We start from the raw sequence: 24004 nt of genomic DNA, 5'->3' as shown, positions 1-24004 counted from the left end.
CATCACGCTAGTTGTCATGCATGGCGCATTCATCGCGCTTCTCACGAAGATCAATGGCAGCATGATCCTGGGCGCGCCATTCGCGACGCAATTGCGCTATCCTGTTGCAGGCGGTTCTCGCCAATTTCCACCAGGCAAACGGCCGCGGATCGGCCAGCATACTGAGCGCTCTGGCATAGTCCAAGGTCAGCCCGGGGGTCCACGCCATCGTCACGGCACGCTTGCGTATCTGAGCGGCAACCCACAGCTCCGGCGTCGCCAGGATGCGGAAGAAAACCCGCCAGCCTGCGCGCTCTCCATATAGGCGGCCGACGGCACCGTCGATAGCAGCTTCCAAGGCCCGGGCTACCGTACTGGAACAATTACGATGCGTGAGATTGTAAGTCGTATCGCTGCGATAGCGTCGCCAGAAAGCCTGTAACTGGCGCGGGTCGTAATTGCGGATACGGACCTGAACGGTTGACGGGCACCATGCCTTGGATTCTGTCGCATAATCGGGCTGGAATATGCCCGGCACATCATTCTCACTGGTGGCGCGCAGCAGGCGCCCGAAATCGTCAGGCGAACGGTCGATCTCTACTCGCGGGTACAGGCTGATATAAATACCCTCCGGCGTTTCCAATGCCGCATGCCCGGTAGAGATCACGCCGTTGACATCGATCGCGGCGATATAGCGATCGACAAGCGGATAGTTATGCGTCGGCGACTTGGCTGAACCGACAGGCGTCCAGACATGCACCGTCAGCGCCTGCTCATGCTCCGCAGGAGGACCTTCCCACTCCACTTGCGTGAATGCAGAAGCAAGATGCTCATCGGGCTGCACGGCGGAATGCTCCGCTTCCGACAGGGCCGGATTAGCGCCCATGCGGCGAACACGGGCGGCCAGCCCAATCAAGTTGGCGCCGCCAAAAATCAGAAACAAACCGAGGCAATACGGTAGTGTTCCCACATAATGCGTCGGATATGGCTGATAAAAGAAGATTGCCAGCAGAATCTCGGCCATGCCCCAGGAAAAGGCCACGCGCCAGCGACGATAGCGGACCATGTAGGCGGAGGTGCACTGTATCAGTCCGTCGGCGAGAAACAGCGTTCCAAAAATCATCGATAACAAGAAATTGCCATGATGATGGCCGGCGAAGATCAGCATCGCCGCCAGCACCACAGCGCAGCCTTTCACGTATCGCAAGATGCGCTGGCCACCGACGCCAGTCCATGCCACAGCCAGCGTTGCCAGGCCTTCGATCAGGAACAGGTAGGCAAAAAAATTGATCGGGAAGTACAGCGCATTGTCGAGCGCATCAATAAATATGACCAGGCCTGCCAGCAGCCATATCAAGCCAATTGACAGGATAGCGCGCCAGCGCTTGCGCAGATATTCGACTCCCAGTAACAGCAACACCAAGCGAATCATGAATGTTCCTCCTGTTATTGCCTGCGGCAGCAATACTCGTTAACAAGGACCATGAGCTCTCACATCATTTGAGAATGGTTGTGTCGAAATCAATCCATTGGCGTAAAAAGTCTCGCATAAGTTGAGAGCAATTAACAGCATTAAATCGGTTCGCGCACTTTGTCGCGCATGCAATTGTCGCCAGTATTTTTCCAGGGGCCATCGATAGGGCGCCCCGAAAAACCATTTTGTGGGGCGTGCGCATTTGAATCAGGGGCTACTTCAATCGCCTACATCACCGCTTTGCCCAGCATTCAGGCTCTGGATTGGCAACAATGGTCACGGCGATTCATCGGCAGTCATGCGTCAGTTTGTCGCTGCTGCAGGCTCAGGGTGCACGTTTCTCCCGGCCAGCAAACCGCTCCATGCACCGAGAACGGCAATGACGGATGCGAGCAACAATGGCGTGGACCAGCCCCCAAACACATCGTGTACCCTCATCGCCGATCCCGGTAACCGCACGACCCTTCGTCAATGGGCTGACCTTCTTGCCATGAGTGAACGGTCATTGGCGCGGCTGGTAGAAAACACGACAGGATTGACGTTCGGCCGATGGCGCCAGCAACTGCACTTGATGATCGCATTGAGCCAACTGGCAGAGGGAAAGTCCGTACAAAATGTGACAGGAAACCTGGGCTACGACTCCGTCAATGCCTTCATCACGATGGTCAAGAAGGCCTTGGGAAAATCGCCGACCCAGTACTTTTCATCTATACGATAGACGAACTCCATCCGCTCTTAGCCAGCAAAACAGGACTCGGGCATCCCGTTTATCCCTGGCACGTTCATCGCAAGCAGGGCACCGTCTGCATCGGTGGGCGTGGACAGGCCCACTCGCGCGCTGGTACATAACAACAGGTCGCAGGAGGGTCCGCCGATGACATCGACAAATATTCGCTGATGTTCGAGGGAGGGAGAACAGTAGCGCGTTCATCCGGCGCTGCTTACGCATGGTGGATCGGTGCGAACGATACCCCAAACAAATCGGGCTGGTAAGCGGCGGCACTGAACAGGTGAAAGCAGGATTCGTCGATCGCGGCGCGCAGCTTTTCCTGGTCCACGCCCAGCACGACGCCACCGCGTTTGCGCACGCGCCCTTCGATGATGACGGTATCGATATTGCTGCGCTCTGCCGCGTGCACTACGGTACCGATGGCGTTGTTGACCGGGTACAGGTTGAGGTCGCCGGTGCGTATCAGTACCAGGTCGGCCTGCTTGCCTGGGCTCAAGCTGCCGATGCGTTGTTCCAACCCGGCACAAGCGGCGCCGTCAATCGTGGCAGCCTCCAGCAAGCGGAACGCATCGGTGGGCGCCGCCACGTGGTGATGCCCATGCAAGCGCTGGGTATGTCCCATGACCCTTTGCAGGTAGAACGCCACGCGCATTTCCATGAACATGTCGCCACTATACGAAGTCTCGTTGTCGACACTCAGGCCAGGACGTATGCCGTGCTGAAACGCTGCCTGCCAGGCGTTCATGCCATCCTCGATACCGTAGTGGGCATCCGAGCGCGGGCATACATTGACGCGCACGCCTGCCTCGCGCAAGATTTTCCAGCCCGATTCCGGCAGACAGGTGCAGTGGTTGAAGATATTGTCGTTGCCGAGCAACCCCTGCCGGTGCAGGCCTTCGAGCTCGGCTGCCATGCCACCGCCAAAAAACTCGGTCACGATGGGAATACCCAGTGCTCGTGCGATGGCCCACTGGTCAGGTTCCAGCTGCGCCATCATGGCCAGTGTCACCAGGCTGTCAGGATTGCTGAAATACTTGGCTTGCAGGCGAGCCAGGTTGCCTGGCCAATGCGCCTTATCCCAGTCGCCCGCTACGGGCGCGCCGACGGCGTGCACGGCGCGGATGCCGGTATCGAGCAGCGCTTCGACGGCTGCATCGGAATGCTCAGCCGTGCGGCTGTTGTGGGAGTTGTCGATCACGGTCGTGATGCCGGCATCGATGCAGCCCAAGGCCGTGAGCAAATTGCCCACGTAGATGTCGCGCGGTCGGTAGTATTTGGCAAACGAGAAATGCGTGGCGTTGCAATAGTCCTCGAGCGTAGCCGCATTGGGGTTGATGCGGCGCAGCTGGCCTTCCCAGGAATGGCGATGGGTATCGACCATGCCCGGAATGGCAATCATCTCTGCGGCATCGATCACTTCGGCACCGTCAGCCTCCAGGTGCAAGCCGATGGCGGCAATGGCGCCATCGGCAATCAGGATATCGCCCTTGGGCAAATTACCAACATTGCCATCCATGCTGATGATCGTGGCGCCTCGAATCAACATCTTGTGTGGGGCTGTGGCCAGCGGCGCAAGCAGCGCCTGCAATTGAGGGTCTTGTTCACGCATGATTGATTCCTGCTATCGGTAATGAGTTGCACCCAGTCTAGTGCAGGCAAGCACGCAGAAAAAGCAGGCAGGGAGGTTTTCACCATGCAGAAAAACCGAACAATGTTGGGTTATAGTGCCGTTTCCTTTACCGCCATACGGACAAGACATGGATCGCGTACAAGCAATGCAGGTATTTCTTCGCGTGGTCGAGAGCAGGAGTTTTGTGCGCGCAGCAGAGACCCTGGGCTTGCCGGCATCGTCGGTCACCGGCATCATCAAGCGGCTGGAAAAACATTTGCAGACACGCTTGCTGAATCGTTCCACCAGAAACCTCAGCCTGACACCGGAAGGCGAGCGCTACTTCCACCGCTGCCGCGAAATACTTGACCTGATAGCCGACACCGAAGCCAGCCTGCAAGGCCCGGGCGAGCGCCCGCAAGGACGATTGCGCGTGGATATGCCGGGCGGCATTGCCCATGCCGTGATCCTGCCGCGGTTGCGGCAATTCCAGCAGCGCTACCCGGACATCTACCTGATGATCGGCATCAATGATCGCCAGGTGGACTTGATACAGGAAGGTGTCGATTGCGTCATCCGCACCGGTAGCCTCGATGACTCGACGCTGGTCGCGCGCCGCTTGGGCGCGCTGCGCTGGATCACCTGCGCAGCGCCTTCCTACCTGGCCGAACTGGGTGTTCCCGAGGTCCTGGAGGATTTGCAAGGACACCGGGCGGTCCACTACTTTTCCAGCACCGCGCGGCGGGGGAGCGATCTGCATTTCGTCGAGGAGGGCATCCGCATTGCCGTCCCGGTGCCGGGCACGGTAGCGGTCAACGAGACCGGGCTGTACATCAAGCTGGGCCTCGATGGCCACGGCTTGATGCAGCTGGCCGAGATCCTGGTGACCGACCATTTGCAGGCAGGGGGTTTGGTCGAGGTGCTGGCCGACAGGCGGCCAGCACCGGTACCGGTCTCACTACTCTACCCTCATCACCGCTTTCTGTCCCCGGCGATGCGAGCGTTCACCGACTGGACTATTGAGCTGTTCAGCAACGCCAAATTGGAATGATCACTTTGTCACACTAAAATAGAAGTCAGACTGAGCATCCATCGGCACTCAGCTTAGGCAAACTTCTTGAAGTCCGGCTTGCGCTTTTCAAAGAAGGCCGTAAACGCTTCCTTCGCTTCGGCGCCGCCCAGCATGGCGCTGAACAGTTTATTTTCCTCGGCGATGGCCGTTTTCATCGGCTCCATGCGGCTTTGCTTCATCAGGCGCTTGGTGGCGCGGATGGAGGCGGCAGGCAAGGCCACCAGCTTGGCCGCCTGGCCTTGCGCGAACGTCATCAAGTCGTACAGGGGCACGACCTTGGACACCAGGCCCATTTCCAACGCTTCCTGTGCCGGGAAGGACTCGCCCAGCATCAGCTTTTCCGCCGCGCGCGGGTAGCCGGCCAGTTGCGTGAGCAGCAGGCTGGAACCGAATTCCGGGCACAGGCCAAGCTGCGTGAACGGCATCGAAAAGCTGGCGTTGTCGGCCGCGTAGACCAGATCGCAGTGCATCAGCAAGGTGGTGCCGATACCGATGGCCGGGCCGGAGACGGCAGCCACCACGGGCTTGCTGCTGCCGTACAGGGCGCGCATGAACTGGAACACGGGGCGGTCATGGTCGAGCGAGCCATCCTTCGGGCGCGCCGTCTTCATGAAGTCATCGAGGTCGTTGCCGGCCGTGAAAATCTCGCGCTTGCCGCAGATCAGGATGGCGCGCACGGCATCGTCCGTCTCTGCCGCCACCAGCGCATCGGCCAGGGTCTGATACATGGCGCCCGTGATCGCATTCTTGCGCTCCAGACGATTGAATTCCAGGGTGAGGATGCCCTCGCTCTTGCTGCACAAAATATCCATGTCGTCTCCAAAAAGATAAAGGGCGCCGGGGTAATCCCGCAGCGCCCTGTTGTATTGCTTTACTCAGCCAGACTTATACACGTTCAAAGATACCGGCTGCGCCCATGCCGGCGCCGACGCACATCGTGACCATGCCGTACTTCTGCTTGGTGCGCTGCAGTGCGTGGATCACGGTGGCCGCGCGGATGGCGCCGGTGGCGCCCAGCGGGTGGCCCAGGGCGATTGCGCCGCCCATCGGATTCACTTTTGCCGGGTCCAGGCCCAGGTCGCCGATGACGGCCAGCGCCTGTGCGGCAAACGCTTCGTTCAGCTCGATCCAGTCCAGCTGGTCTTGCGTGATGCCGGCGGCGGCGCACGCTGCAGGAATGGCGAATTTCGGACCGATGCCCATGATTTCCGGCGGTACGCCGCGCACGGCGAACGAGGAGAATTTCGCCAGCGGGGTCAGGTTATGTTCGCGCAGGATTTTTTCGCTGACGATCAACAGCGCGCCGGCGCCATCGGACATCTGCGAGCTGTTGGCGGCAGTGACGGAACCCTTGGCAGCAAACACGGGCTTGAGTTTGGCCAGCGACTCCATCGACGAATCGGCGCGCGCGCCTTCGTCGGTGTCGACGGTGCGGCGCGTCACATCAACCTGGCCGGTAGCCAGGTTCGGCGTGCGCGTGATGATTTCGACTGGCGTCGTTTCCGCCTTGAAGAAACCGGCTTGCTGCGCGGCGATGGCGCGGCGGTGCGATTCGACCGAGAACGCGTCCTGCTGTTCGCGCGACACTTTCCATTGCTGCGCCACTTTCTCGGCCGTCAGGCCCATGCCGTAGGCCATGCCGATGTTTTCATCGCTGAACATGTCCAGGTTCATCGAAGGATGGTGGCCCATCATCGGCACCATCGACATCGATTCGATGCCGCCGGCGATCATCACGTCGGCTTCGCCCACGCGGATGCGGTCTGCCGCCATGGCAATGGCCGTGATACCCGAGGCGCAATAGCGGTTGACGGTGACGCCGCCCACGGTTTTCGGCAAGCCGGCCAGCAGCACCGAGTTACGCGCGATATTGAAGCCTTGCTCCGCTTCCGGGAACGAGCAGCCGATGATGGCATCGGTGATCAATGCCGGGTCGAGGCCAGGCGCTTGCGCCAGTGCCGATTGCAGCACGCGCACCAGCAGGTCGTCCGGGCGGGTGTTTCTGAACATGCCGCGCGGCGCCTTGCCGATCGGGGTGCGGGTTGCAGAGACGATGTACGCGTCTTGAAGTTGTTTGCTCATTTTGTTCTTTCAAAGATGTTGAACGAGGTTCGTGTTCTGTCGAATGTCCGAGGTGGTCTGGTTGCCGCTTAGCGCTTCTGCGACAAATACCAGTCCACCGTCACCTGTGCCGCCAGCGTGCCTTCGGAGTCGACAATGTCGACTTCCACGGGAAACGCCACCTTGCCATCCTGCGCCAGCTGCGCCTTCAAGGCAGCCAGGTCGCCCGGTACCCGGCCTTCGGCGCGCGTCGCGCCCCGGGCCAGCTTCTGGTAGGCGATACGCGACTCCTTGGCCACCGGGCGCAAGCCCAGTATCAGCTCGGCGAAGCCGCCAGCCATGGCCGCGCCTGAAGCCGTTTCGGCCAGGGTAAACAAGGCGCCCGCGTGCTGCGTGCCCAGGTGATTATTCAGTTTTGGATCTTCCGGCATCGACACCTTCGAGGTGCCGGCGCCGATGTCGTCGATGCTGATCCCCAGCAGCCGCACGAAGGGCAAGGTGTCCATCATCTGTTGTTTGATACGGTCATACACCATGCTTGGCCTCACGCGCAGCAATACTTTAAATACCAACGACAGGATCGTCATCGACGTCAGGCTTAGTTACGTACCGGCTTACCGGTCTGCATCATGCCCATGATCCGTTCCTGGGTTTTCGGATGGTTCAACAGCTCCAGGAATGCCTTGCGTTCCATATCCAGCAGCCACTGCTCGCTGACGAAACTGCCCTGGTCCACGTCACCGCCCGATACGATCTCGGCGATCATCTCGCCCAGCTTGAAATCGTGCGCCGAAATGAAGCCGCCGTCGCGCATATTGACCAGCTGCGCCTTGATGGTGCCCCAGCCGTAACGGCCTGTCACCTGGATCAGCGAAGGCAGTTGCGGACGGAAACCGGCGTCGAACATGGCGCGCGCTTCGACCTTGGCCACGTGCAGCAGCTCATAGGCGTTGAACACGATCACGTCGTCTTCCTTCAGGTAGCCCATTTTTTTAGCTTCCAGCGCCGATTTCGACACGTTGGCGGTAGCCGCATTGGTGAAGCCCGTTTTCAGGAATTGCAGGATGTCGTTGCCCTTGGCTTCCTTGTAGGCGCGCTGCGCCGCTTCCTTCAAGCCGCCGCCGGCAGGAATCAGGCCGACGCCCACTTCCACCAGGCCGATATACGACTCGATCGAGGCCACGCGCTTCGAGGAATGCAGCGCCAGCTCACAACCGCCGCCCAGTGCCAGGCCAGCGACTGCGGCGATCACCGGCACGTTCGCGTATTTCAGCGACATGAAGGTGTTCTGCAGTTCGGCGATGATAGGATCGACAGCTTTCACGCCGCCTTGCATGAAGGCCGGCAGGGCCGATTGCAGGTCGGCGCCGGCCGAGAAGGCACCGCCTTCGGCTGCGTCGGCGTGCCAGATCACCAGACCCTTGAAGTTTTTCTCAGCTTCGGCCAGTGCCAGTTTCAGGCCATTAATCACGCCTTCACCGATCACGTGCATCTTGGTCTTGAACGAGATGATCAGGACGTCGTCGCCCGTATGCCAGACGCGCACGGATTCGTCTTCGAAGACGGTGGTGCCAGCAGTCTTGCCGTCGATGGCGCCGCTGCCCAGGACGGGCGCGCGGAATGGCTGGCGGTCATACACGGCCAGGCTCGAACGGGGCACGAAGCTGTTCGACACGGCCGAGTAAGAACCTTCCGGCGTGTGCACGCCGCCTTTTTCAGCGACCGGACCTTCGAATACCCATGCTGGCAAGGGCGCATTGCACAGCGCCTGGCCGGCGTCGATGTCTTCCTTGACCCAGTTGGCCACTTGCAGCCAGTTCGATGCCTGCCACGTTTCAAACGGACCGACGTTCCAACCGAAGCCCCAGCGCATGGCGAAGTCGATGTCGCGCGCATTATCGGCCACGGTGTCCAGATGGATGGCGATGTAATGGAAAGCGTCGCGGAAGATCGCCCACAGGAACTGGCCTTGCGGGTTGGTCGATTCGCGCAGCGCCTTCATCTTCTTGACCGGATCCTTTTCTTTCAGGATGCGGGCGATGATGTCGGCAGCCTTGGCGCCGCCGGCCACGTATTCACCGGTGGCGAAATCGAGGCGTTGAATTTCCTTGCCGACCTTCTTGTAGAAGCCCGCGCCGCTCTTCTGGCCCAGCGCGCCTTTTTCCACCAGTTGCGCCAGCACGGCCGGCGTCTTGTAGACGGCGGCGAACGGATCGTTCGGCAGGTAGTCCTGCATGGTCTTGATCACATGGCCCATGGTGTCCAGGCCAACCACGTCCGCCGTGCGGAAGGTGCCCGACTTGGCGCGGCCCAGCTTGGAGCCCGTCAGGTCGTCGACGACGTCCACGGACAGGCCGAATTTCTCGGCTTCGTGCACGATGGCCAGGATACCGAACACGCCAACGCGGTTGGCGATGAAGTTCGGCGTATCCTTGGCGCGCACGACGCCCTTGCCCAGGGTGGTGGTCAGGAAGCCTTCCAGCTGGTCGGCGATTTCAGGCTTGGTGAACGCGGTCGGGATGATTTCGACCAGGTGCATATAGCGCGGCGGGTTGAAGAAGTGCACGCCGCAATAGCGCGATTTCAGGTCGGCGTCGAAGCCTTCGGCCAGCTTGGTGATCGACAGGCCCGAAGTGTTCGAGGCGAAGATCGCGTTCGGGCCGATATGTGGTGCGACCTTTTGATACAGGTCGTGTTTCCAGTCCATGCGCTCGGCGATGGCTTCGATGATCAGGTCGCAACCGGCCAGCAGGTCCAGGTTGTCTTCGTAGTTAGCCACCTGGATCAGCGCGGCGTCATCCTTGTTGCCCAGCGGCGCAGGCGACAGTTTTTTCAGGTTCTCGATGGCGCGCAGCACGATGCCATTCTTCGGGCCTTCCTTGGCCGGCAGGTCGAACAGCACGACCGGCACTTTCGCGTTGATGCAATGGGCGGCGATCTGCGCGCCCATCACGCCGGCGCCGAGGACGGCTACTTTTTTAACGATGAAATTGGTCATATTTTCCTCAAGTCTTAGAACAGGTCTGCGTCGAGTGCCATCAGGTTGGCCGAACCGGAACGCGCCTGACGGATCAGGGTTGCCGTTTCAGGCTGCAAGCGGGCGAAGTAGAAACGTGCGGTAGCCAGTTTGGCGGTATAGAACTTGTCGCCGCTGGACTCTTTTTCGAGGGCGATCTTGGCCATCTGCGCGAACAGGTAGCTGTAGATCATGTGGCCGACGACACGCAGGTAAGGCACGCATGCCGCGCCCACTTCGTCAGGATTCTGGAAGGCCTTCATGCCGATTTCCATGGTCAGCTTGGTGACTTTGTCGCCCAGGTCGCCCAGTGGGGTGACAAATTCGCTCATCGCTTCATCGGTGCCGTTGTCTTCGACGAAGGCCTTGATCTTTTCGCCGAACTTGCGCAGCTTGGCGCCGTTGTCGCCGAGGATCTTGCGGCCCAGCAGGTCCAGCGACTGGATCGTGTTCGTGCCTTCGTAGATCATGTTGATGCGCGCGTCGCGCACATACTGCTCCATGCCCCATTCCGAGATGTAGCCGTGGCCGCCGAACACTTGCATCGCGTCCGAGGTGGCGATCCAGGCGTTGTCGGTGATGAAAGCCTTGATGACGGGCGTCAGCAGCGCCACTTCGTCGGCGGCTTCCTTGCGCACGTCGGCGTCAGGGTGGTGCAGTTCGCGGTCGATCTGCAGCGCCACGTAGGAAGTGAAAGCGCGCGCGCCTTCGGCGTAGGCTTTACCGGTCAGCAGCATGCGGCGCACGTCAGGGTGCACGATGATGCGGTCGGCTGGCAGTTCCGGGTTCTTGATGCCGGACAGCGAGCGCATTTGCGTGCGGTCCTTGGCGTAGATCAGCGCGTTCTGGTAAGCGATTTCCGTCAGGCCCAGCGACTGCATGCCCACGCCCAGGCGGGCCGCGTTCATGAAGACGAACATGGCGTTGAGGCCCTTGTTCGGCTGGCCGATGATCCAGCCTTTTGCGCCGTCCAGGTTCATCTGGCAGGTCGAGTTGCCGTGGATGCCCATTTTTTCTTCGATGGCGCCGCAGGTGATCGGGTTGCGCTCACCGACCGTGCCGTCCGCGTTCGGCAGGAATTTCGGCACCAGGAACAGCGAGATGCCTTTCGAGCCTTCCGGTGCGTCCGGCACGCGGGCCAGCACCAGGTGCAGGATGTTTTCCGCCATGTCATGCTCGCCGGCCGAGATGAAGATCTTGTTGCCGGTAATGGTCCAGGAACCGTCTGCCTCAGGCAGCGCCTTCGAGCGCAGCAGGCCCAGGTCGGTGCCGCAATGCGGTTCGGTCAGGCACATGGTGCCCGTCCATTCGCCCGACACCAGTTTCGGCAGGTACACTTCCTTCTGGTGGTCGGTGCCGTGTTCCTTCAGGCACTCGTAGGCGCCGTGCGACAGGCCAGGGTACATGGACCAGGCCTGGTTCGACGAGTTCAGCATTTCATAGAACGAGTTGTTCAGCACGACAGGCAAGCCCTGGCCGCCGTATTCCGGATCGCAAGCCAAGGCCGCCCAACCACCTTCGACATACTGCTTGTAGGCTTCCTTGAAACCTTTCGGCGTGGTCACGCTTTTGGTGACCGGGTCGTGGTGGCAGCCTTCGCGATCGCCGGAGTGGTTCAACGGGAACAAGACTTCGGAAGTAAATTTGCCACCCTCTTCCAGCACCTGGTTGATGATGTCTGCGTCGACGTCGGCGTACGACGGCATTTGCTTCAGTTCTTCTTCCACTTGCAGGAACTCATGCAGAACGAATTGCATATCCCGGATTGGCGCGACGTATTGACCCATAATTTTCTCCTGAAGGCGTTTAGCTAAAGTGTTGTACTTGTGAACTGCGTGTGCGTTGTTGCGGATACTGCCTGACGGCTTATTGACTTGTGACGGAATTCTGGTACGACGCCAGCAGGCGGATAAAGCCCGCTTGCGCCCGTTCGATGCTGCCCGGCACGCGCAGGAAGCGCGCGTCGTGATGCAGGGCCAGGATCAGGCCATACATCTCGTACACCAGCTGCTGGGCGTCCGTGTCCGCTTTCAGGTCGCCTGTGGCGATCGATTGCTCGACACAGCGCAGCAGCGCGCCCTGCCAGGCCTGCACCATGGCCACCAGGGCCTCGCGGATAGGACCGGGACGGTCGTCATACTCGACGGCGCCGCTGATATAGATGCAGCCGGAAGCGATTTCCACGCTGACCCGCTTGACCCAGCGCGCAAACATCGACTCCAGGCGCAAGATGCCGCGCGGTTCTTTCATACTGGGGAAAAAGACTTCTTGCTCGAAACGATAGTGGTAAAGCTTCAGCACTTCCATCTGCAAGTCTTCGCGCGAGCCAAAGTGGGCAAATACGCCTGACTTGCTCATGTTCATTTTGTCCGCAAGCAGCCCTATGGTCAGGCCTTCCAGTCCGTCGCGGCTGGACAGGTCCAACGCCACGTCGAGGATGGCTGCACGGGTCAGTTCGCCCTTGCGCATGAATTTGACTGAAGTATTCAAGATGTCCGTTCTAAAAGTGATGTTGCCGATTGGGCGGACTGAAGCGAGGGTAAAAAAAGCACGCTCCGAAAAAATCCGAACGCTCGTACTATTATCCACTACCACGCAAAAGTCAAACGGGAACTTTAGAGCCGGTGTTCTATTAATGCAGCGCAGCATGTTTTGACTGCGTGTTTCCATTGATTTCTGCAGGGCCAAAGCGTCGCGCGCCCTTGCCTACCCACAACAGGCGAACTTCAGGAAAGGTCGCCTGCCTTGCTCAGTTGACGGCGGTCGCGCTTGGTCGGCCGCCCTTTGATGGTGCTGCCCGGCTCGCGGAACAGCTTGCGTTCCTCGGCCAGTTGCTCGCGGCGGGCGATGCTGGCCGGCGTTTCGCCATACAGCAAGCGCGCCACGCTTGCCGCGCCGCGCTTGTCGGACAGGCCCAACACGATCACTTCCCACAGCTCCGCGCCATTGTCGATGGCCAGCGCATCGCCCACGCGCACGCTGCGCGCCGGTTTGACGCGCTCGCCGCCCACTTTTACCTTGCCCGTGTCGACGGCTACGCTGGCCAGCGAGCGCGTCTTGAAGAAGCGCGCCGCCCACAGCCATTTGTCCAGCCTTACCGTTGTCATTTCGTTCATGCGTACTTGCCTACTGAAAAAATGCGCATCACCAGCCGGTACACGAGGAAGGCCGCTTCATAGCCGATGCGCCGGAAACGGCCAATGTGCTTGAAATCATCCTGGTGAATCACGATGCCGTCGGCCACGCCCTGCTCGATATGCTGGCGCAAGCTTTGCGCGAAGGCGACGTCCTTGATCACCACGTTCGCTTCCTGGTTCAGGAATAGGCTCAGCGCGTCAATGTTGCTGGAACCCACCGTCGCCCAGTCATCATCGACCACGGCGACCTTGGCGTGCAGCTGCGTCTTGCGGTATTCGACGATTTTCACCCCGGCGGCCAGCAGCTTCGGATAAAACGAGTGCGCCACCGCATCTTGCATGCGGAACTCACCCACGCCGATCAGCAAGACCACGTCGACGCCCCGCTGGGCCGCCTGGGCCAGCGCGTGGCGCAGTTTGTGCCCGGGCGCGAAATACGGGTTGGCCAGCATCACGCTTTTGCGCGCCTGGCCCAGCGCCTGCAGGTAGGCGCGCTGGATGGTGCGGCGGTTGCGCAGGTTGTCGCGCACGACAAAGCCGGCCACGACAGGGTTTTTCGCCAGCTCCTTGCTGACCACGCGCATCTTGCGGTACAACTTGATACGCCGCACCAGGTTCATCTTGCCCAATCTGGCCCACTGCGCCTGCACTTCTTCATGGATGGCGTCCACCAGCGGCCCCTTCACCTGCACGGCGAAATCCCAGCGCGGCGCTTGCAGGCTGATGTTATGGTCGTAGTCGCAAAACATGTCGTCGTTGATATTGATGCCGCCCACCAGGGCGATCTCGCCATCGGCCACGCATATCTTGCGGTGCGTGCGCGTGATGCCGCGCCGGAACCACGGGTTGAAGATGCGGTGGTGCACGCCGGCCGCTTCCAGTTGCGCATGCATGGCCTTGACACGGCGGTTGCCCGTGCCGAACCAGTCCGTGATCATGCACACCAGCACGCCGCGCGCGGCTGCACGTTTGAGCGCGTCGAGCACCAGCGTGCCCGTGGCGTCATCGGCAAAGATATACGTTTCGAAATAGACCTCGGAACGCGCGCCGTCGATGGCGGCTATCAGCGCGGGAAAGTAATCGGTGCCGCAATACAGCAGCTTGATCTCGTTGTGGGCGATGAAATTGACGGTGCGCATGCCGGCAGTCTACGCGAGTTTCAAAGCAGCAACTATCGGTGCGTGGTCCGACAGTTTTGCCCACAGGGTGCCATGCATCACTTGCGCGCCTTCCACGTGGAAACCGCGCACATAGATGCGGTCCAGGCGGAACCAGGGCAAGGCGGCGGGGAAGGTGCGCGCCGGTACGGGGATCGGCGTTTTCGTCTGACGCCGCGCCAGGGTGCGCACCAGGTCGCCCAGGGCCGAGTTCGACGCCCGCTGGTCGAATACTTCCACCACGCCGAGCGCATTGCGCAGCTTGTCGCTGAGGGTGTTGCGCCAGTCGTTGAAGTCGCCGGCAATGATGACGGGCTCGCCGTTCGGCGCCGATTCCAGGACGGCGTCGATCAGCGCCTGCGTCTGCCGTCCCCGTCCCGACTCGAACAGGCCCAGGTGGACAACATAACAATGCACGTCGGCCTGCGGCGTCTTGAGCACGCAATGCAGGATGCCGCGCTGCTCGTAGGCATGGTCGGACACGTCGTGGTTGGTTTGCGAGGCGATGGGGAACTTGCTCAGCAAGGCGTTGCCATGGTGGCCATGGTCATACACGGCATTCATGCCGTAGGCGGAATGGTGCTCGGCGCCGGCAAAAAACTCGTGCTGCGACGCTTCCGGCCAATGCTTGTGGCCGTTTTTCTCGGCGCCATAGCGGGCCGCATTGCGGTCATGCTTGCCCTGCACTTCCTGCAAAAAGACGACATCGGCCTGGAACAGGGCAATCGCCTGCTTCAAGGCATGCACGCGGGGCAAGCCCCGTACGGAAGAGACACCTTTGTGGATATTATAAGTTGCTACGCGGATTTTCATGCCTTGATTCTACTCCCAGACGGGCCCCGCGCGGCGCCAGCGTAGGTGCGCGTGCGCACCCAAGTCTCACTTTATCTGCCTGCCATCGCTAGCAGCAAACTATCGACGGCACTGATGCTACCCACCACGCTGCCGATTACCCACAAGCCCTTCACCAGCCTGGGTGCGCTGCTCCAGCTGAAGGCGCCGCGTCCACCGGCAAAGCAACGGGGGTGCAGGAGAAATCCCAGCATCAGCAAGGGCAAGCCTGCCTGCGGCAAGCGGGCATGTGGCTGATCGGGGAAACACACGGCATACAGGGCGCCAAAGATCCAGGACAGAAATACGGCGCCCAGGAGGCGCTGCTGAAAAGAAAGTTGAGACCAGTTCAGCATGCGCGCCTTTCGTCATCGAGTGAAATTACCATTAAGGCAATAATACCATACGACAATAGGTGCAGCGGCTCAAGCCAGCATGCGTCCCACGCCCGCCGTCACGCTGACGATCAGCGCGGTGATGCCGGCCGCCCAGACGATCTTGACCAGCAAGGGGGCACCGCGCCAGGCCACGGTGCGCTTGCCCTTGGCAAACGGGGCCGGATGCAGCAGCCAGCCGAGTGCCATCAGTGGCATGCCGATGGGCGGCGTGCGTTCGGGCGGCGTGTACAGGCTGGCTGCCACAATCACGACCAAGCACAGCGCCAGGCAGAATGTGCCGGCCAGTTTTTGTTGCCGGGAGAGATTAAACCAGTTCAACATGGAATGCTTTCTAGGGAAATCAGGTGGCGCGCGCCAGGCCCGTCATGGCCGGCAATTGCAAAATCGCTTCCGCGTTGGACGACGAAAAACAGCGGTCCGCCGCCGCCAGGCAGGGCAGCCACGCATACTGCAGGTGCTCGCGGGGGCTCAGGGTAATGGCGATGTCGCGCGGCACTTGCACGCTGAACACGTGTTCCGTGTTGCGCGTCACGCCGGGCGCATAGCGGTGGCGCCAGATCGGATATATCTCGTACACATTCGACAAGTTCCAGTCGCGCAGCACGATGTCGTGACCATCGGCAACGATACCAGTCTCTTCAGCCAATTCGCGCGCGGCCGTGTGCAGCAGCGGTTCGTCGTCGGCATCGACGGAACCCGTCACCGATTGCCAGAAACCGGGCTGGCCCGCGCGCTCGATCAGCAAGACGTCAAGGTCAGCCGTATGAATGACGACCAGCACGGAAACGGGAATTTTATGGTTCATGTCAACAATAAAAAAGGGGTCAGACCCGTCGGGACTCGGCGTCCCCGTCTGACCCCAGCCCTCAACGGGTCAGGCTTTGGCTTTACGCTACTTTTGGCTCGGTGTTGCGCAAACGGATGTGCAGTTCACGCAATTGCTTCTCGTCCACTTCCGACGGCGCATGCGTCAACAAGTCTTGCGCGCGCTGGGTTTTCGGGAAGGCGATCACGTCGCGGATCGATTCGGAACCCGTCATCATGGTCACGATACGGTCCAGGCCGAATGCCAGGCCGCCATGCGGTGGCGCGCCGTATTGCAGGGCGTCGAGCAGGAAGCCGAACTTCAGCTGCGCTTCTTCGGCGTCGATCTTCAAGGCACGGAAGACCTTGCTTTGCACTTCTTCGCGGTGGATACGGATCGAGCCGCCACCCAGTTCCCAGCCGTTCAAGACCATGTCGTAAGCCTTGGCGATGCAGGCGCCCGGATCGCTTTCCAGCATGTCTTCATGGCCGTCTTTCGGCGCCGTGAACGGATGGTGGGTCGCCGTCCAGCGGTCCGCTTCTTCATCGTGCTCGAACATCGGGAAATCCACCACCCACAATGGCTTCCACACGTCTTCGAACAGGCCGGCTTTCTTGCCGAATTCGCTGTGACCGATCTTCACGCGCAGCGCGCCGATGGCATCGTTGACAACCTTGGCCTTGTCGGCGCCGAAGAAGATCAGGTCGCCGTCTTGCGCGCCCGTCTGTTCGAGGATCGTGGCCAGCACATCGGCAGGCAGGAACTTGACGATCGGCGACTGCAAGCCTTCAGGGCCCTTGGCTTTCTCGTTGACCTTGATGTAAGCGAGGCCCTTGGCGCCGTAGATGGCAACGAACTGGGTGTAGGCATCGATTTCCGAACGCGGCATGCTGCCGCCTTGCGGCACGCGCAGGGCCACCACGCGGCCGCCCTTCATGTTGGCGGCGCCGTTGAAGACCTTGAACTCGACCGACTTCATGACTTCGGTCAAGTCCGTGAAGGCCAGCTTGACGCGCATATCCGGCTTGTCGGAACCGTACAGGCCCATCGCTTCGGCAAAATCCATCACCGGGAACGGGTTCGGCAAGTCGATGTTCAGGGTGTTCTTGAAGACGACGCGTATCATGTCTTCGAACAGGTCGCGGATTTCCTGTTCCGTCAGGAACGAGGTTTCGCAATCGATCTGCGTGAATTCAGGCTGGCGGTCGGCGCGCAAGTCTTCATCGCGGAAGCACTTGGTGATCTGATAGTAACGGTCGAAGTTAGCGACCATCAACAGTTGCTTGAACAACTGTGGCGATTGCGGCAAGGCGAAGAAGCTGCCGGCGTTCACGCGCGATGGCACCAGGTAGTCGCGCGCGCCTTCTGGCGTGGACTTGGTCAGCATCGGCGTTTCGATGTCGATGAAGCCCAGCGCGTCGAGGTACTTGCGCACTTCCATCGTCACCTTGTAGCGCAGGCGCAAGTTGTTTTGCATTTGCGGGCGGCGCAGGTCGAGCACGCGGTGCGTCAGACGCGTCGTTTCCGACAGATTGTCGTCGTCGAGCTGGAACGGCACGGGCACGGACGGGTTCAGCACTTCCAGCTCCGAGCAGACCACTTCGATCTTGCCGGACTTCAGGTTGTTGTTGATGGTGCCTTCGATACGGTTGGTCACGACACCCGTCACGCGCAGGCAGAATTCATTGCGCACGGCTTCGGCGACCTTGAACATCTCCGCTTGTTCCGGGTTGCAGACGATTTGCACCAGGCCTTCACGGTCGCGCAAGTCGATGAAAATCAGGCTGCCGTGGTCGCGGCGGCGATGTACCCAGCCGCACAGGCTGACGGTTTGTCCCAGCATGGCTTCAGTGACGAGGCCGCAGTATTCAGTACGCATAGACATAAAATTCTCAGTTCAGGTTAGTGAGTGTTCAATCCGGCCACGTCCCGCGTGGGACGCCTGCCTTTATTCTTTGGCTGCCGGGGCCGGTACAGCAACAACTTCCGCAGGCGCCACCACGCCCATCGAGACGATATATTTGAGCGCCGCATCGACGCTCATGTCGAGTTCGACGACATCGCTGCGCTTCATCATCAGGAAAAAGCCTGACGTCGGGTTCGGCGTCGTCGGCACATACACGCTGACATAGTCGCCCACCAGGTGGTTCGCCGCATCGCCGCCCGGCACGCCGGTCAGGAAAGCGATGGTCCAGGAGTTCTGGTGCGGATACGGTACCAGAACGGCCTTGCGGAAGGCATTGCCCGACGGGGAAAACAGGGTATCGGAGACTTGCTTGACGCTCGAATACAGGGAGTTGACGATGGGTATGCGCTGCAGCAATTTTTCCCACAGTTTCACCACGTAATTGCCGACCAGGTTATTCGTCAGCAAGCCCGTGAAGAACACGATCAGTACCGTCAATACCGTGCCCAGACCGGGAATCGTGCTCAGCGCAGGCAGCTTGTGGCCGAACCAAACGCTAGGCTGCGTACTGCCGGGCACCAGCAACAGCGACTGATCCATCGTGCTGATCACCAGATTCAGGACCCAGGCCGTAATGGCCAGGGGCACCAAAATCAGTAATCCGGTAATAAAGTATTTACGCATCGGTTTCTCGGTAAGGGAGTGTAGCGGCGCGCTTTTCAATCCGCTTTCGGCGCAGCGGCAGCCGGGGCGGGTGCAGGCGCCGCAGCAGGCGCGCTCTCGGTGGCCGGGGCAGGCTTGGCGTTATCGGCCGGGCCCGTCGGAATGGCCGTGGTGGGCGCCGTGCCGCCGCGGAAATCGGTCGCGTACCAGCCAGTGCCCTTCAATTGGAAACCGGCGGCCGTCAATTGTTTCTTGAAACTGGGCTTGCCGCACGACAGGCACACCGTCAGTACTGGATCGGAGATCTTTTGCAAGACATCCTTGGCAAAACCACACTCGTCACAACGGTAAGCGTAAATCGGCATCTCTACTCCGAGAAAATCATCAAAAACCCTGAATTATAAAGCTTTTCCGCCATTCCCAGCGGAAAAAGCCCGCTCGCTCGGCCTGCCAGGCTCAGTCTGCCCGGCGACGCCAGCGCATCCAGCGCTCCTTGCCGGCGAAGACGGCAATGGAATCGTCCACGGCTTCATCGGCCAGGCAGTCGAAATGCGGTGACAGCAATTCCTGTAGTTTCTCACGCGACATGCCAAACGGCGGTCCCTTGGCATTATCATCAAAGAAAAAGTAACCGGCCAGCATGGCGCCCGGCGCCAGCAGCTGCGCCCAGCGGGCCGCCACCTGCGGCCACATGGCGCGCGGCATGGCGCACAGGAAAGCGCGTTCATAGATCAGATCGAGGGACGCAACCGCTTCCCAGGCAAAGAAATCGGCTTCCACTACCCGCCCTGCCCGTTCGCCGACGACGGCGCGCGCGGCAGCCACGGCGGCCGGCGAAAAGTCGATGGCCGTGGCATCCCAGCCGTGATCGAGCATGAAGACCAGTTCATAGGCCGAGCCGCAGCCGGGAATCAGGCAGCGCAGCGGCGCCGGACTGGCGGCCACGAAACTGCGCAAACGCGTGGGCACGCCGCCCTGGTCCCAGGGCGTGAATTGCTTTTCGAAACGCTCGTCCCAGAAGGCGGGCGAGAGCGGGTCGCGGGTATTGAAGTCAGCCATCACTTACGTCCTCAGCAATTTAAAACGGTAGTTGATGCCAGCGCATGAACACTTGCAAGCCCAGCGCACCGAGGGCGAAGGCGCCCACGAAGTACACGATAAAGCTCAGCAGTCGATTCGTCTGGCGCTGCTCTGCCAGCAAGGTTTTCATCAATTCCACATCGTTTTCACGCGGTTCGCCATGCACCGTCAAGGCCTGGTGGAGCAAGCGCGGCAGTTGCGGGAAGATGTGCGCATAACGTGGCGCCTCGGCACGCAGGCGTTCCATGAAGCCTTGCGGCCCCACCTGGTTGCTCATCCACTTTTCCAGATACGGCTTGGCCGTTTGCCACAGGTCCAGTTCCGGGTCCAGCTGGCGGCCCAGGCCTTCGATATTGAGCAGGGTCTTTTGCAGCAACACCAGTTGCGGCTGCACTTCCACGTTGAAGCGGCGCGAAGTCTGGAACAGGCGCAGCAGCACCTGGCCGAACGAGATATCCTTCAACGGACGGTCGAAGATCGGCTCGCAGCAGGCGCGCACGGCCGCTTCCAGCTCATCGACGCGCGTATCCTTGGGCGCCCAGCCCGATTCGATATGCGCCTCGGCCACGCGCTTGTAGTCGCGGCGGAAGAAGGCGAGGAAGTTTTGCGACAGATAATCCTTGTCGTAGTCGTTCAGGGTGCCCACGATGCCGAAGTCCAGCGCGATGTAGCGGCCGAACGATTCGGGCGCGATCGACACGAGAATATTCCCCGGGTGCATGTCCGCATGGAAAAAGCCGTCGCGGAACACTTGCGTGAAGAAAATTTCCACGCCGTCGCTGGACAGCTTGCGCAAGTCCACGCCGGCCGCCACCAGGCGGTCGGTCTGCGACACGGGAATGCCCACCATCCGCTCCATGACGATGACGCTGCTGGAGCAATAATCCCAGTGCATTTCCGGCACCAGCAACAAGTCCGAGTTGGCGAAGTTGCGGCGCAGCTGGCTGGCGTTGGCCGCCTCGCGCATCAGGTCCAGCTCGTCGTGCAGGTATTTGTCGAACTCGCCCACCACTTCGCGCGGCTTGAGGCGCTTGCTGTCGGCCCACAGGCGGCTGGTCCAGTCGGCGGCGATGTGCATCAGGGCCACATCTTCGTCGATCAGCTTCTTCATGCCTGGCCGCAAGACCTTCACGGCCACTTCGCGGCCATCTTTCAGGGTGGCGAAGTGCACCTGGGCAATCGAGGCGGACGCCACCGGCTCGCGCTCGAAGCGGGCAAACAACTGATCCGGGTGCGCGCCCAGGGACTTGGTGATTTGCGCGATGGCCAGGTCGGAATCGAAGGGCGGCACGCGATCTTGCAGGCGCGCCAGTTCTTCGGCGATGTCGGGCGGCATCAGGTCGCGCCGGGTCGACAGCACCTGGCCGAATTTGACGAAAATCGGACCCAGCTCTTCCAGCGCCAGGCGTAGGCGCAGGCCCCGTGGCGACGACAGGTCGCGCCAGAAAATCAGGGTGTCGATCAATTTGGCGGTGCGGGGAACTTGCAGACCAGAAATCGCTATCTCATCCAGACCGTACTTGATGGAAACACGGATGATTTTAAACAGGCGCAGGAATTTCAATATCATGTAGACAAATCCGGTGAGGAAGACTGCGGCTGGACGGCGGCGGCCGCCTTTTCCAGCCGGGCAAGGCGCTTGGCCAGGCGTTCGACGTCATCGCGCACGCGCGTCACGCCAGAGGAGTACTCTTGCAAGGCAGAAGGACGGATCAGCATGGGCTGTTCGTCGAGAAAATATTCGGCCACGTTTTCCGCCAGCTTTTGCTGGCCCGAGCGCACAAAGGCGGCGGCATCTTTGGCACCGGCAACAAGGCGCGTGGCCAGCATGGGGCCGACTACCTTTTCCAGGTCGTGCTCGGCTTCCCAGCGCAAGCCCTTGCTCAACTGCGAAATCGCATTGGCAAACTCGGCATCGCCATCGATCTTGACGTAGGAAAACGCCCGCTCGCGGTTTTGCAGGATCAGCGGCACGTCGGACAATTTCACGCGGATGGTGACATTGGCCGGCATGTCGGCCGGGGCCGTTGCCAGCATGCCTGCACTGTCGACGCGCAGACGCAAAGCTAAGGCGCCCGTGTCGATGCAAGCGAGCTTGCCGGCGTGCACGGCCAACTGCTGGCGCGCCCACGGCTCCTGCGCCAGCAAGTGGTTGATAGTCGCGATGACGGGCGTCATCGGGGAAAGATCGGAAAGTGGTGCCATCTGTGCTTGCGCTTCACGCGCCCTTAAAAAGAAAAAACCGCCCGTAAAACAACGTGGGCGGTTTCGATCTTACCAGTTCAGCAGGAAATATCTGTTAAGCATCATGCATTCGGCATGGACTTAAGTCATTATTCAGCAAGTTTTGACAATTAATTCAATTGCTGGATGCCTGCCAAGACCCAGCCGCTATTGCCGCTGACGGGTTTCGACATATTCCACACTTCCGCGAACGGTTCCGCTGCCGCGCCAGGCGCCGAACGGATCAGGCCCGTAAATTTCACGCTGGCCAGGTAATCATTGACGCTCGTCTCGATGCCCAGCAGTTCGGCGTCGATCGTGACGACATCGGTAAAGTCCGGCTGCGCGCCCCGCTCCTGGATTTGCATGCGCAATTCCGCATACACTTCCGGCGACGTAAATTCGCCGATATCATTGACGTCAGCCTTGTCCCAGGCCGCTTGCAGGCGAATGAAATTGCTTTTCGCGTGGCGCAGGAAGGCATCCTTGTCGAAGTCGCTTGGCACGCCCCATGGCGCGGCGACCGGCGCCGGCTTGTCCAGGCCTACGCCGGACGAGACGGGCTGCAGCGGTGGCAGCGGTGGCATGCGCGCACCGATGTCGGGCACATTGCCGGCAGGTGCAGGCTGGTTGCCGAAGCCGGCGAACGGCGCATTGTTGCTGGCATTGTTGTCACGCTTGCCACGTACCATGCGGTAGATGAAGAAGGCCACGCCGGCCAGCAAAGCCACCATCAGCAGGGTGCTGATCATGCTGGCCAGGGCGCCGCCCAGGCCGAAATGGGACAGCAGCGCGCCCAGGCCCAGGCCCAGCAAGGCGCCGCCCAGCAAGCCCTTCCAGCGGCTCGGTGCCTTGGCGGCAGGCGCTGCGGCGGGAGCTGGCGCAGCTTGCGCCTGGCGTGGCGCGGCAGCCGGTGCCGGGGTAGGTGCCGGCGCGGGCGCCTGGCGGCCCACGTTTTGCGACTGGCGGCCAAACGAACGGCCACCGCCCATCGGACGGGCCAGTGCCTCGCCCAGCATGGATACCGTGGTCGCGGCCAGCATCATGCCGACCATCAATTTCTTCAATTTCATTCCATCTCCTAAAATCACCGGCAAGGGTGAGTTACAGCTTAAGTTACATCTTGATGCCGGTATGCAAAGCGGCAATGCCTGCCGTCAAATTGTAGTACTGCACGCGCTCCAGGCCCGCCGTTTCCATCATGGTCTTCAGCGTTTCCTGGTCCGGGTGCATGCGAATCGATTCTGCCAGGTAGCGATAGCTTTCCGCGTCGCCGGCGATTTTCTGCCCGAACCACGGCAAGACCGAGAACGAATACAGGTCGTACGGCTTTTGCAGCGGCGCGGCCACCTTGGAAAACTCCAGCACCAGCAACTTGCCGCCCGGTTTCAGCACGCGGCGCATTTCCGCCAGCGCCACATCCTTGTGCGTCATGTTGCGCAGGCCAAAGGCCACGCTGACACGGTCGAAATAGTTATCGGGGAACGGCAGTTTTTCCGCATCACACAACAAGGTGGGGGTCAGCAAGCCGCGATTCAAGAGGCGATCGCGGCCCACGCGCAACATCGATTCATTGATATCGGTCAGCCACACTTCGCCGGTAGGACCCGCCTGCTTGGCGAAGGCCTTCGACAGGTCGCCCGTGCCGCCGGCGATGTCGAGCACCTTGAAGCCGGGGCGCACGCCCGCGTTGGCGATGGTGAACGTCTTCCACAGACGGTGCAGCCCGCCCGACATCAAGTCGTTCATCACATCGTATTTGGCAGCGACGGAATGGAACACCTTGGCGACTTCGCGCACTTTGTCGTCTTCTGCAACTGTTTTGTATCCGAAATGGGTCGTATTGGTCATGGTAGGCAGTCT

Annotated in this window: 24 protein-coding genes; 2 read left to right on the top strand and 22 right to left on the bottom strand. The window is 60.5% G+C overall.

From position 1 onward, the window contains the following. Positions 1-7: 7 nt before the first annotated feature. Positions 8-1411: an HdeD family acid-resistance protein gene (locus K0F85_RS18000; protein ID WP_219117335.1), complete on the bottom strand. Its 1404-nt coding sequence runs from the start codon at positions 1409-1411 to the stop codon at positions 8-10. A gap of 421 nt (positions 1412-1832) precedes the next feature. Between K0F85_RS18000 and K0F85_RS17995 the strand changes: the two genes are divergently transcribed. Further along, positions 1833-2171: an AraC family transcriptional regulator gene (locus K0F85_RS17995; RefSeq protein WP_306985249.1), complete on the top strand. Its 339-nt coding sequence runs from the start codon at positions 1833-1835 to the stop codon at positions 2169-2171. Positions 2172-2394: 223 nt separating this feature from the next. Here the strand turns inward: K0F85_RS17995 and K0F85_RS17990 are convergent, their stop codons facing one another. Beyond that, positions 2395-3792, bottom strand: coding sequence for an amidohydrolase family protein (locus K0F85_RS17990; protein ID WP_219117333.1), 1398 nt, complete (start codon positions 3790-3792; stop codon positions 2395-2397). A gap of 148 nt (positions 3793-3940) precedes the next feature. Between K0F85_RS17990 and K0F85_RS17985 the strand changes: the two genes are divergently transcribed. Continuing rightward, entirely contained in the window at positions 3941-4843 is a 903-nt protein-coding gene (locus K0F85_RS17985; protein WP_219117332.1) for a LysR family transcriptional regulator, read from the top strand. A 53-nt stretch (positions 4844-4896) separates the two neighbouring features. Here K0F85_RS17985 and K0F85_RS17980 read toward each other — a convergent pair whose 3' ends face one another. From K0F85_RS17980 to ubiE, 20 genes are all read right to left on the bottom strand, one after another. Further along, positions 4897-5676: an enoyl-CoA hydratase gene (locus K0F85_RS17980; RefSeq protein ID WP_219117331.1), complete on the bottom strand. Its 780-nt coding sequence runs from the start codon at positions 5674-5676 to the stop codon at positions 4897-4899. Between the two features lie 73 nt (positions 5677-5749). Beyond that, a complete protein-coding gene (locus tag K0F85_RS17975) occupies positions 5750-6946 on the bottom strand; it encodes an acetyl-CoA C-acyltransferase (protein WP_219117330.1) in 1197 nt (398 codons plus the stop codon). A gap of 68 nt (positions 6947-7014) precedes the next feature. Beyond that, positions 7015-7512: a PaaI family thioesterase gene (locus K0F85_RS17970; protein WP_257572854.1), complete on the bottom strand. Its 498-nt coding sequence runs from the start codon at positions 7510-7512 to the stop codon at positions 7015-7017. Between the two features lie 11 nt (positions 7513-7523). Further along, positions 7524-9923 (bottom strand): 3-hydroxyacyl-CoA dehydrogenase/enoyl-CoA hydratase family protein, encoded by a 2400-nt coding sequence (locus K0F85_RS17965; protein WP_219117329.1) that lies wholly within the window; start codon positions 9921-9923, stop codon positions 7524-7526. Between the two features lie 14 nt (positions 9924-9937). After that, positions 9938-11728 (bottom strand): acyl-CoA dehydrogenase C-terminal domain-containing protein, encoded by a 1791-nt coding sequence (locus tag K0F85_RS17960; protein ID WP_034753387.1) that lies wholly within the window; start codon positions 11726-11728, stop codon positions 9938-9940. Positions 11729-11807: 79 nt separating this feature from the next. Next, positions 11808-12410: a TetR/AcrR family transcriptional regulator gene (locus K0F85_RS17955; protein WP_219117442.1), complete on the bottom strand. Its 603-nt coding sequence runs from the start codon at positions 12408-12410 to the stop codon at positions 11808-11810. Between the two features lie 257 nt (positions 12411-12667). Continuing rightward, positions 12668-13057 carry an RNA-binding S4 domain-containing protein gene (locus K0F85_RS17950; RefSeq protein WP_219117328.1) on the bottom strand — a complete coding sequence of 130 codons (390 nt, stop codon included), beginning with the start codon at positions 13055-13057 and terminating at the stop codon, positions 12668-12670. Further along, on the bottom strand, positions 13054-14217 hold the full coding sequence (gene clsB / locus K0F85_RS17945; protein WP_219117327.1) for a cardiolipin synthase ClsB: 1164 nt from the start codon (positions 14215-14217) through the stop codon (positions 13054-13056). Before clsB ends, K0F85_RS17950 begins: the two co-directional genes overlap by 4 nt. Before the next feature lie 9 nt (positions 14218-14226). Continuing rightward, a complete protein-coding gene (locus K0F85_RS17940; RefSeq protein ID WP_219117326.1) occupies positions 14227-15048 on the bottom strand; it encodes an endonuclease/exonuclease/phosphatase family protein in 822 nt (273 codons plus the stop codon). A 71-nt stretch (positions 15049-15119) separates the two neighbouring features. Beyond that, on the bottom strand, positions 15120-15422 hold the full coding sequence (locus K0F85_RS17935) for a hypothetical protein (protein ID WP_219117325.1): 303 nt from the start codon (positions 15420-15422) through the stop codon (positions 15120-15122). A gap of 69 nt (positions 15423-15491) precedes the next feature. Continuing rightward, the gene (locus K0F85_RS17930) at positions 15492-15785 is read right to left on the bottom strand and encodes a hypothetical protein (protein WP_219117324.1); all 294 of its coding nucleotides are present in this window, start codon (positions 15783-15785) and stop codon (positions 15492-15494) included. Between the two features lie 19 nt (positions 15786-15804). Further along, the gene (gene nudB, locus K0F85_RS17925; RefSeq protein ID WP_219117323.1) at positions 15805-16269 is read right to left on the bottom strand and encodes a dihydroneopterin triphosphate diphosphatase; all 465 of its coding nucleotides are present in this window, start codon (positions 16267-16269) and stop codon (positions 15805-15807) included. Between the two features lie 82 nt (positions 16270-16351). After that, positions 16352-18154 carry an aspartate--tRNA ligase gene (gene aspS / locus K0F85_RS17920; RefSeq protein WP_219117322.1) on the bottom strand — a complete coding sequence of 601 codons (1803 nt, stop codon included), beginning with the start codon at positions 18152-18154 and terminating at the stop codon, positions 16352-16354. A gap of 63 nt (positions 18155-18217) precedes the next feature. Beyond that, positions 18218-18859: a DUF502 domain-containing protein gene (locus tag K0F85_RS17915; RefSeq protein WP_219117321.1), complete on the bottom strand. Its 642-nt coding sequence runs from the start codon at positions 18857-18859 to the stop codon at positions 18218-18220. Between the two features lie 35 nt (positions 18860-18894). Next, positions 18895-19203 (bottom strand): FmdB family zinc ribbon protein, encoded by a 309-nt coding sequence (locus K0F85_RS17910; protein WP_219117320.1) that lies wholly within the window; start codon positions 19201-19203, stop codon positions 18895-18897. Between the two features lie 91 nt (positions 19204-19294). Then, positions 19295-19897, bottom strand: a complete 603-nt coding sequence (locus K0F85_RS17905) for a methyltransferase (RefSeq protein ID WP_219117319.1) — start codon at positions 19895-19897, stop codon at positions 19295-19297. A gap of 19 nt (positions 19898-19916) precedes the next feature. Next, positions 19917-21488: a ubiquinone biosynthesis regulatory protein kinase UbiB gene (ubiB, locus tag K0F85_RS17900; protein ID WP_219117318.1), complete on the bottom strand. Its 1572-nt coding sequence runs from the start codon at positions 21486-21488 to the stop codon at positions 19917-19919. Further along, positions 21485-22123: an SCP2 domain-containing protein gene (locus tag K0F85_RS17895; protein ID WP_257572853.1), complete on the bottom strand. Its 639-nt coding sequence runs from the start codon at positions 22121-22123 to the stop codon at positions 21485-21487. Before K0F85_RS17895 ends, ubiB begins: the two co-directional genes overlap by 4 nt. Positions 22124-22272: 149 nt before the next feature. Beyond that, entirely contained in the window at positions 22273-23214 is a 942-nt protein-coding gene (locus K0F85_RS17890; RefSeq protein WP_219117317.1) for a Tim44 domain-containing protein, read from the bottom strand. A 43-nt stretch (positions 23215-23257) separates the two neighbouring features. Next, the gene (gene ubiE, locus K0F85_RS17885; protein WP_034753359.1) at positions 23258-23992 is read right to left on the bottom strand and encodes a bifunctional demethylmenaquinone methyltransferase/2-methoxy-6-polyprenyl-1,4-benzoquinol methylase UbiE; all 735 of its coding nucleotides are present in this window, start codon (positions 23990-23992) and stop codon (positions 23258-23260) included. Positions 23993-24004: the final 12 nt, after the last annotated feature.

This window comes from Janthinobacterium sp. UMAB-56 (assembly GCF_900095265.1).
Taxonomy (GTDB): domain Bacteria; phylum Pseudomonadota; class Gammaproteobacteria; order Burkholderiales; family Burkholderiaceae_D; genus Janthinobacterium.
Note: the sequence above shows the minus strand (reverse complement) of the source record. Positions and strands in the feature narration are given on the sequence as shown.

What these genes read in the sequence shown, in the direction of transcription:
- K0F85_RS17970 (WP_257572854.1), bottom strand. Translation starts at nt 7,512, where the DNA reads ATGACGATCCTGTCGTTGGTATTTAAAGTATTGCTGCGCGTGAGGCCA.
- K0F85_RS17985 (WP_219117332.1), top strand. Translation starts at nt 3,941, where the DNA reads ATGGATCGCGTACAAGCAATGCAGGTATTTCTTCGCGTGGTCGAGAGC.
- K0F85_RS17890 (WP_219117317.1), bottom strand. Translation starts at nt 23,214, where the DNA reads ATGAAATTGAAGAAATTGATGGTCGGCATGATGCTGGCCGCGACCACG.
- K0F85_RS17995 (WP_306985249.1), top strand. Translation starts at nt 1,833, where the DNA reads ATGACGGATGCGAGCAACAATGGCGTGGACCAGCCCCCAAACACATCG.
- K0F85_RS17930 (WP_219117324.1), bottom strand. Translation starts at nt 15,785, where the DNA reads ATGTTGAACTGGTTTAATCTCTCCCGGCAACAAAAACTGGCCGGCACA.
- aspS (WP_219117322.1), bottom strand. Translation starts at nt 18,154, where the DNA reads ATGTCTATGCGTACTGAATACTGCGGCCTCGTCACTGAAGCCATGCTG.
- K0F85_RS17980 (WP_219117331.1), bottom strand. Translation starts at nt 5,676, where the DNA reads ATGGATATTTTGTGCAGCAAGAGCGAGGGCATCCTCACCCTGGAATTC.
- K0F85_RS17910 (WP_219117320.1), bottom strand. Translation starts at nt 19,203, where the DNA reads ATGCCGATTTACGCTTACCGTTGTGACGAGTGTGGTTTTGCCAAGGAT.
- K0F85_RS17955 (WP_219117442.1), bottom strand. Translation starts at nt 12,410, where the DNA reads ATGCGCAAGGGCGAACTGACCCGTGCAGCCATCCTCGACGTGGCGTTG.
- ubiE (WP_034753359.1), bottom strand. Translation starts at nt 23,992, where the DNA reads ATGACCAATACGACCCATTTCGGATACAAAACAGTTGCAGAAGACGAC.
- K0F85_RS17940 (WP_219117326.1), bottom strand. Translation starts at nt 15,048, where the DNA reads ATGAAAATCCGCGTAGCAACTTATAATATCCACAAAGGTGTCTCTTCC.
- K0F85_RS17895 (WP_257572853.1), bottom strand. Translation starts at nt 22,123, where the DNA reads ATGGCACCACTTTCCGATCTTTCCCCGATGACGCCCGTCATCGCGACT.
- K0F85_RS18000 (WP_219117335.1), bottom strand. Translation starts at nt 1,411, where the DNA reads ATGATTCGCTTGGTGTTGCTGTTACTGGGAGTCGAATATCTGCGCAAG.
- K0F85_RS17915 (WP_219117321.1), bottom strand. Translation starts at nt 18,859, where the DNA reads ATGCGTAAATACTTTATTACCGGATTACTGATTTTGGTGCCCCTGGCC.
- K0F85_RS17960 (WP_034753387.1), bottom strand. Translation starts at nt 11,728, where the DNA reads ATGGGTCAATACGTCGCGCCAATCCGGGATATGCAATTCGTTCTGCAT.
- K0F85_RS17950 (WP_219117328.1), bottom strand. Translation starts at nt 13,057, where the DNA reads ATGAACGAAATGACAACGGTAAGGCTGGACAAATGGCTGTGGGCGGCG.
- K0F85_RS17965 (WP_219117329.1), bottom strand. Translation starts at nt 9,923, where the DNA reads ATGACCAATTTCATCGTTAAAAAAGTAGCCGTCCTCGGCGCCGGCGTG.
- K0F85_RS17975 (WP_219117330.1), bottom strand. Translation starts at nt 6,946, where the DNA reads ATGAGCAAACAACTTCAAGACGCGTACATCGTCTCTGCAACCCGCACC.
- K0F85_RS17990 (WP_219117333.1), bottom strand. Translation starts at nt 3,792, where the DNA reads ATGCGTGAACAAGACCCTCAATTGCAGGCGCTGCTTGCGCCGCTGGCC.
- K0F85_RS17935 (WP_219117325.1), bottom strand. Translation starts at nt 15,422, where the DNA reads ATGCTGAACTGGTCTCAACTTTCTTTTCAGCAGCGCCTCCTGGGCGCC.
- ubiB (WP_219117318.1), bottom strand. Translation starts at nt 21,488, where the DNA reads ATGATATTGAAATTCCTGCGCCTGTTTAAAATCATCCGTGTTTCCATC.
- K0F85_RS17905 (WP_219117319.1), bottom strand. Translation starts at nt 19,897, where the DNA reads ATGGCTGACTTCAATACCCGCGACCCGCTCTCGCCCGCCTTCTGGGAC.
- nudB (WP_219117323.1), bottom strand. Translation starts at nt 16,269, where the DNA reads ATGAACCATAAAATTCCCGTTTCCGTGCTGGTCGTCATTCATACGGCT.
- clsB (WP_219117327.1), bottom strand. Translation starts at nt 14,217, where the DNA reads ATGCGCACCGTCAATTTCATCGCCCACAACGAGATCAAGCTGCTGTAT.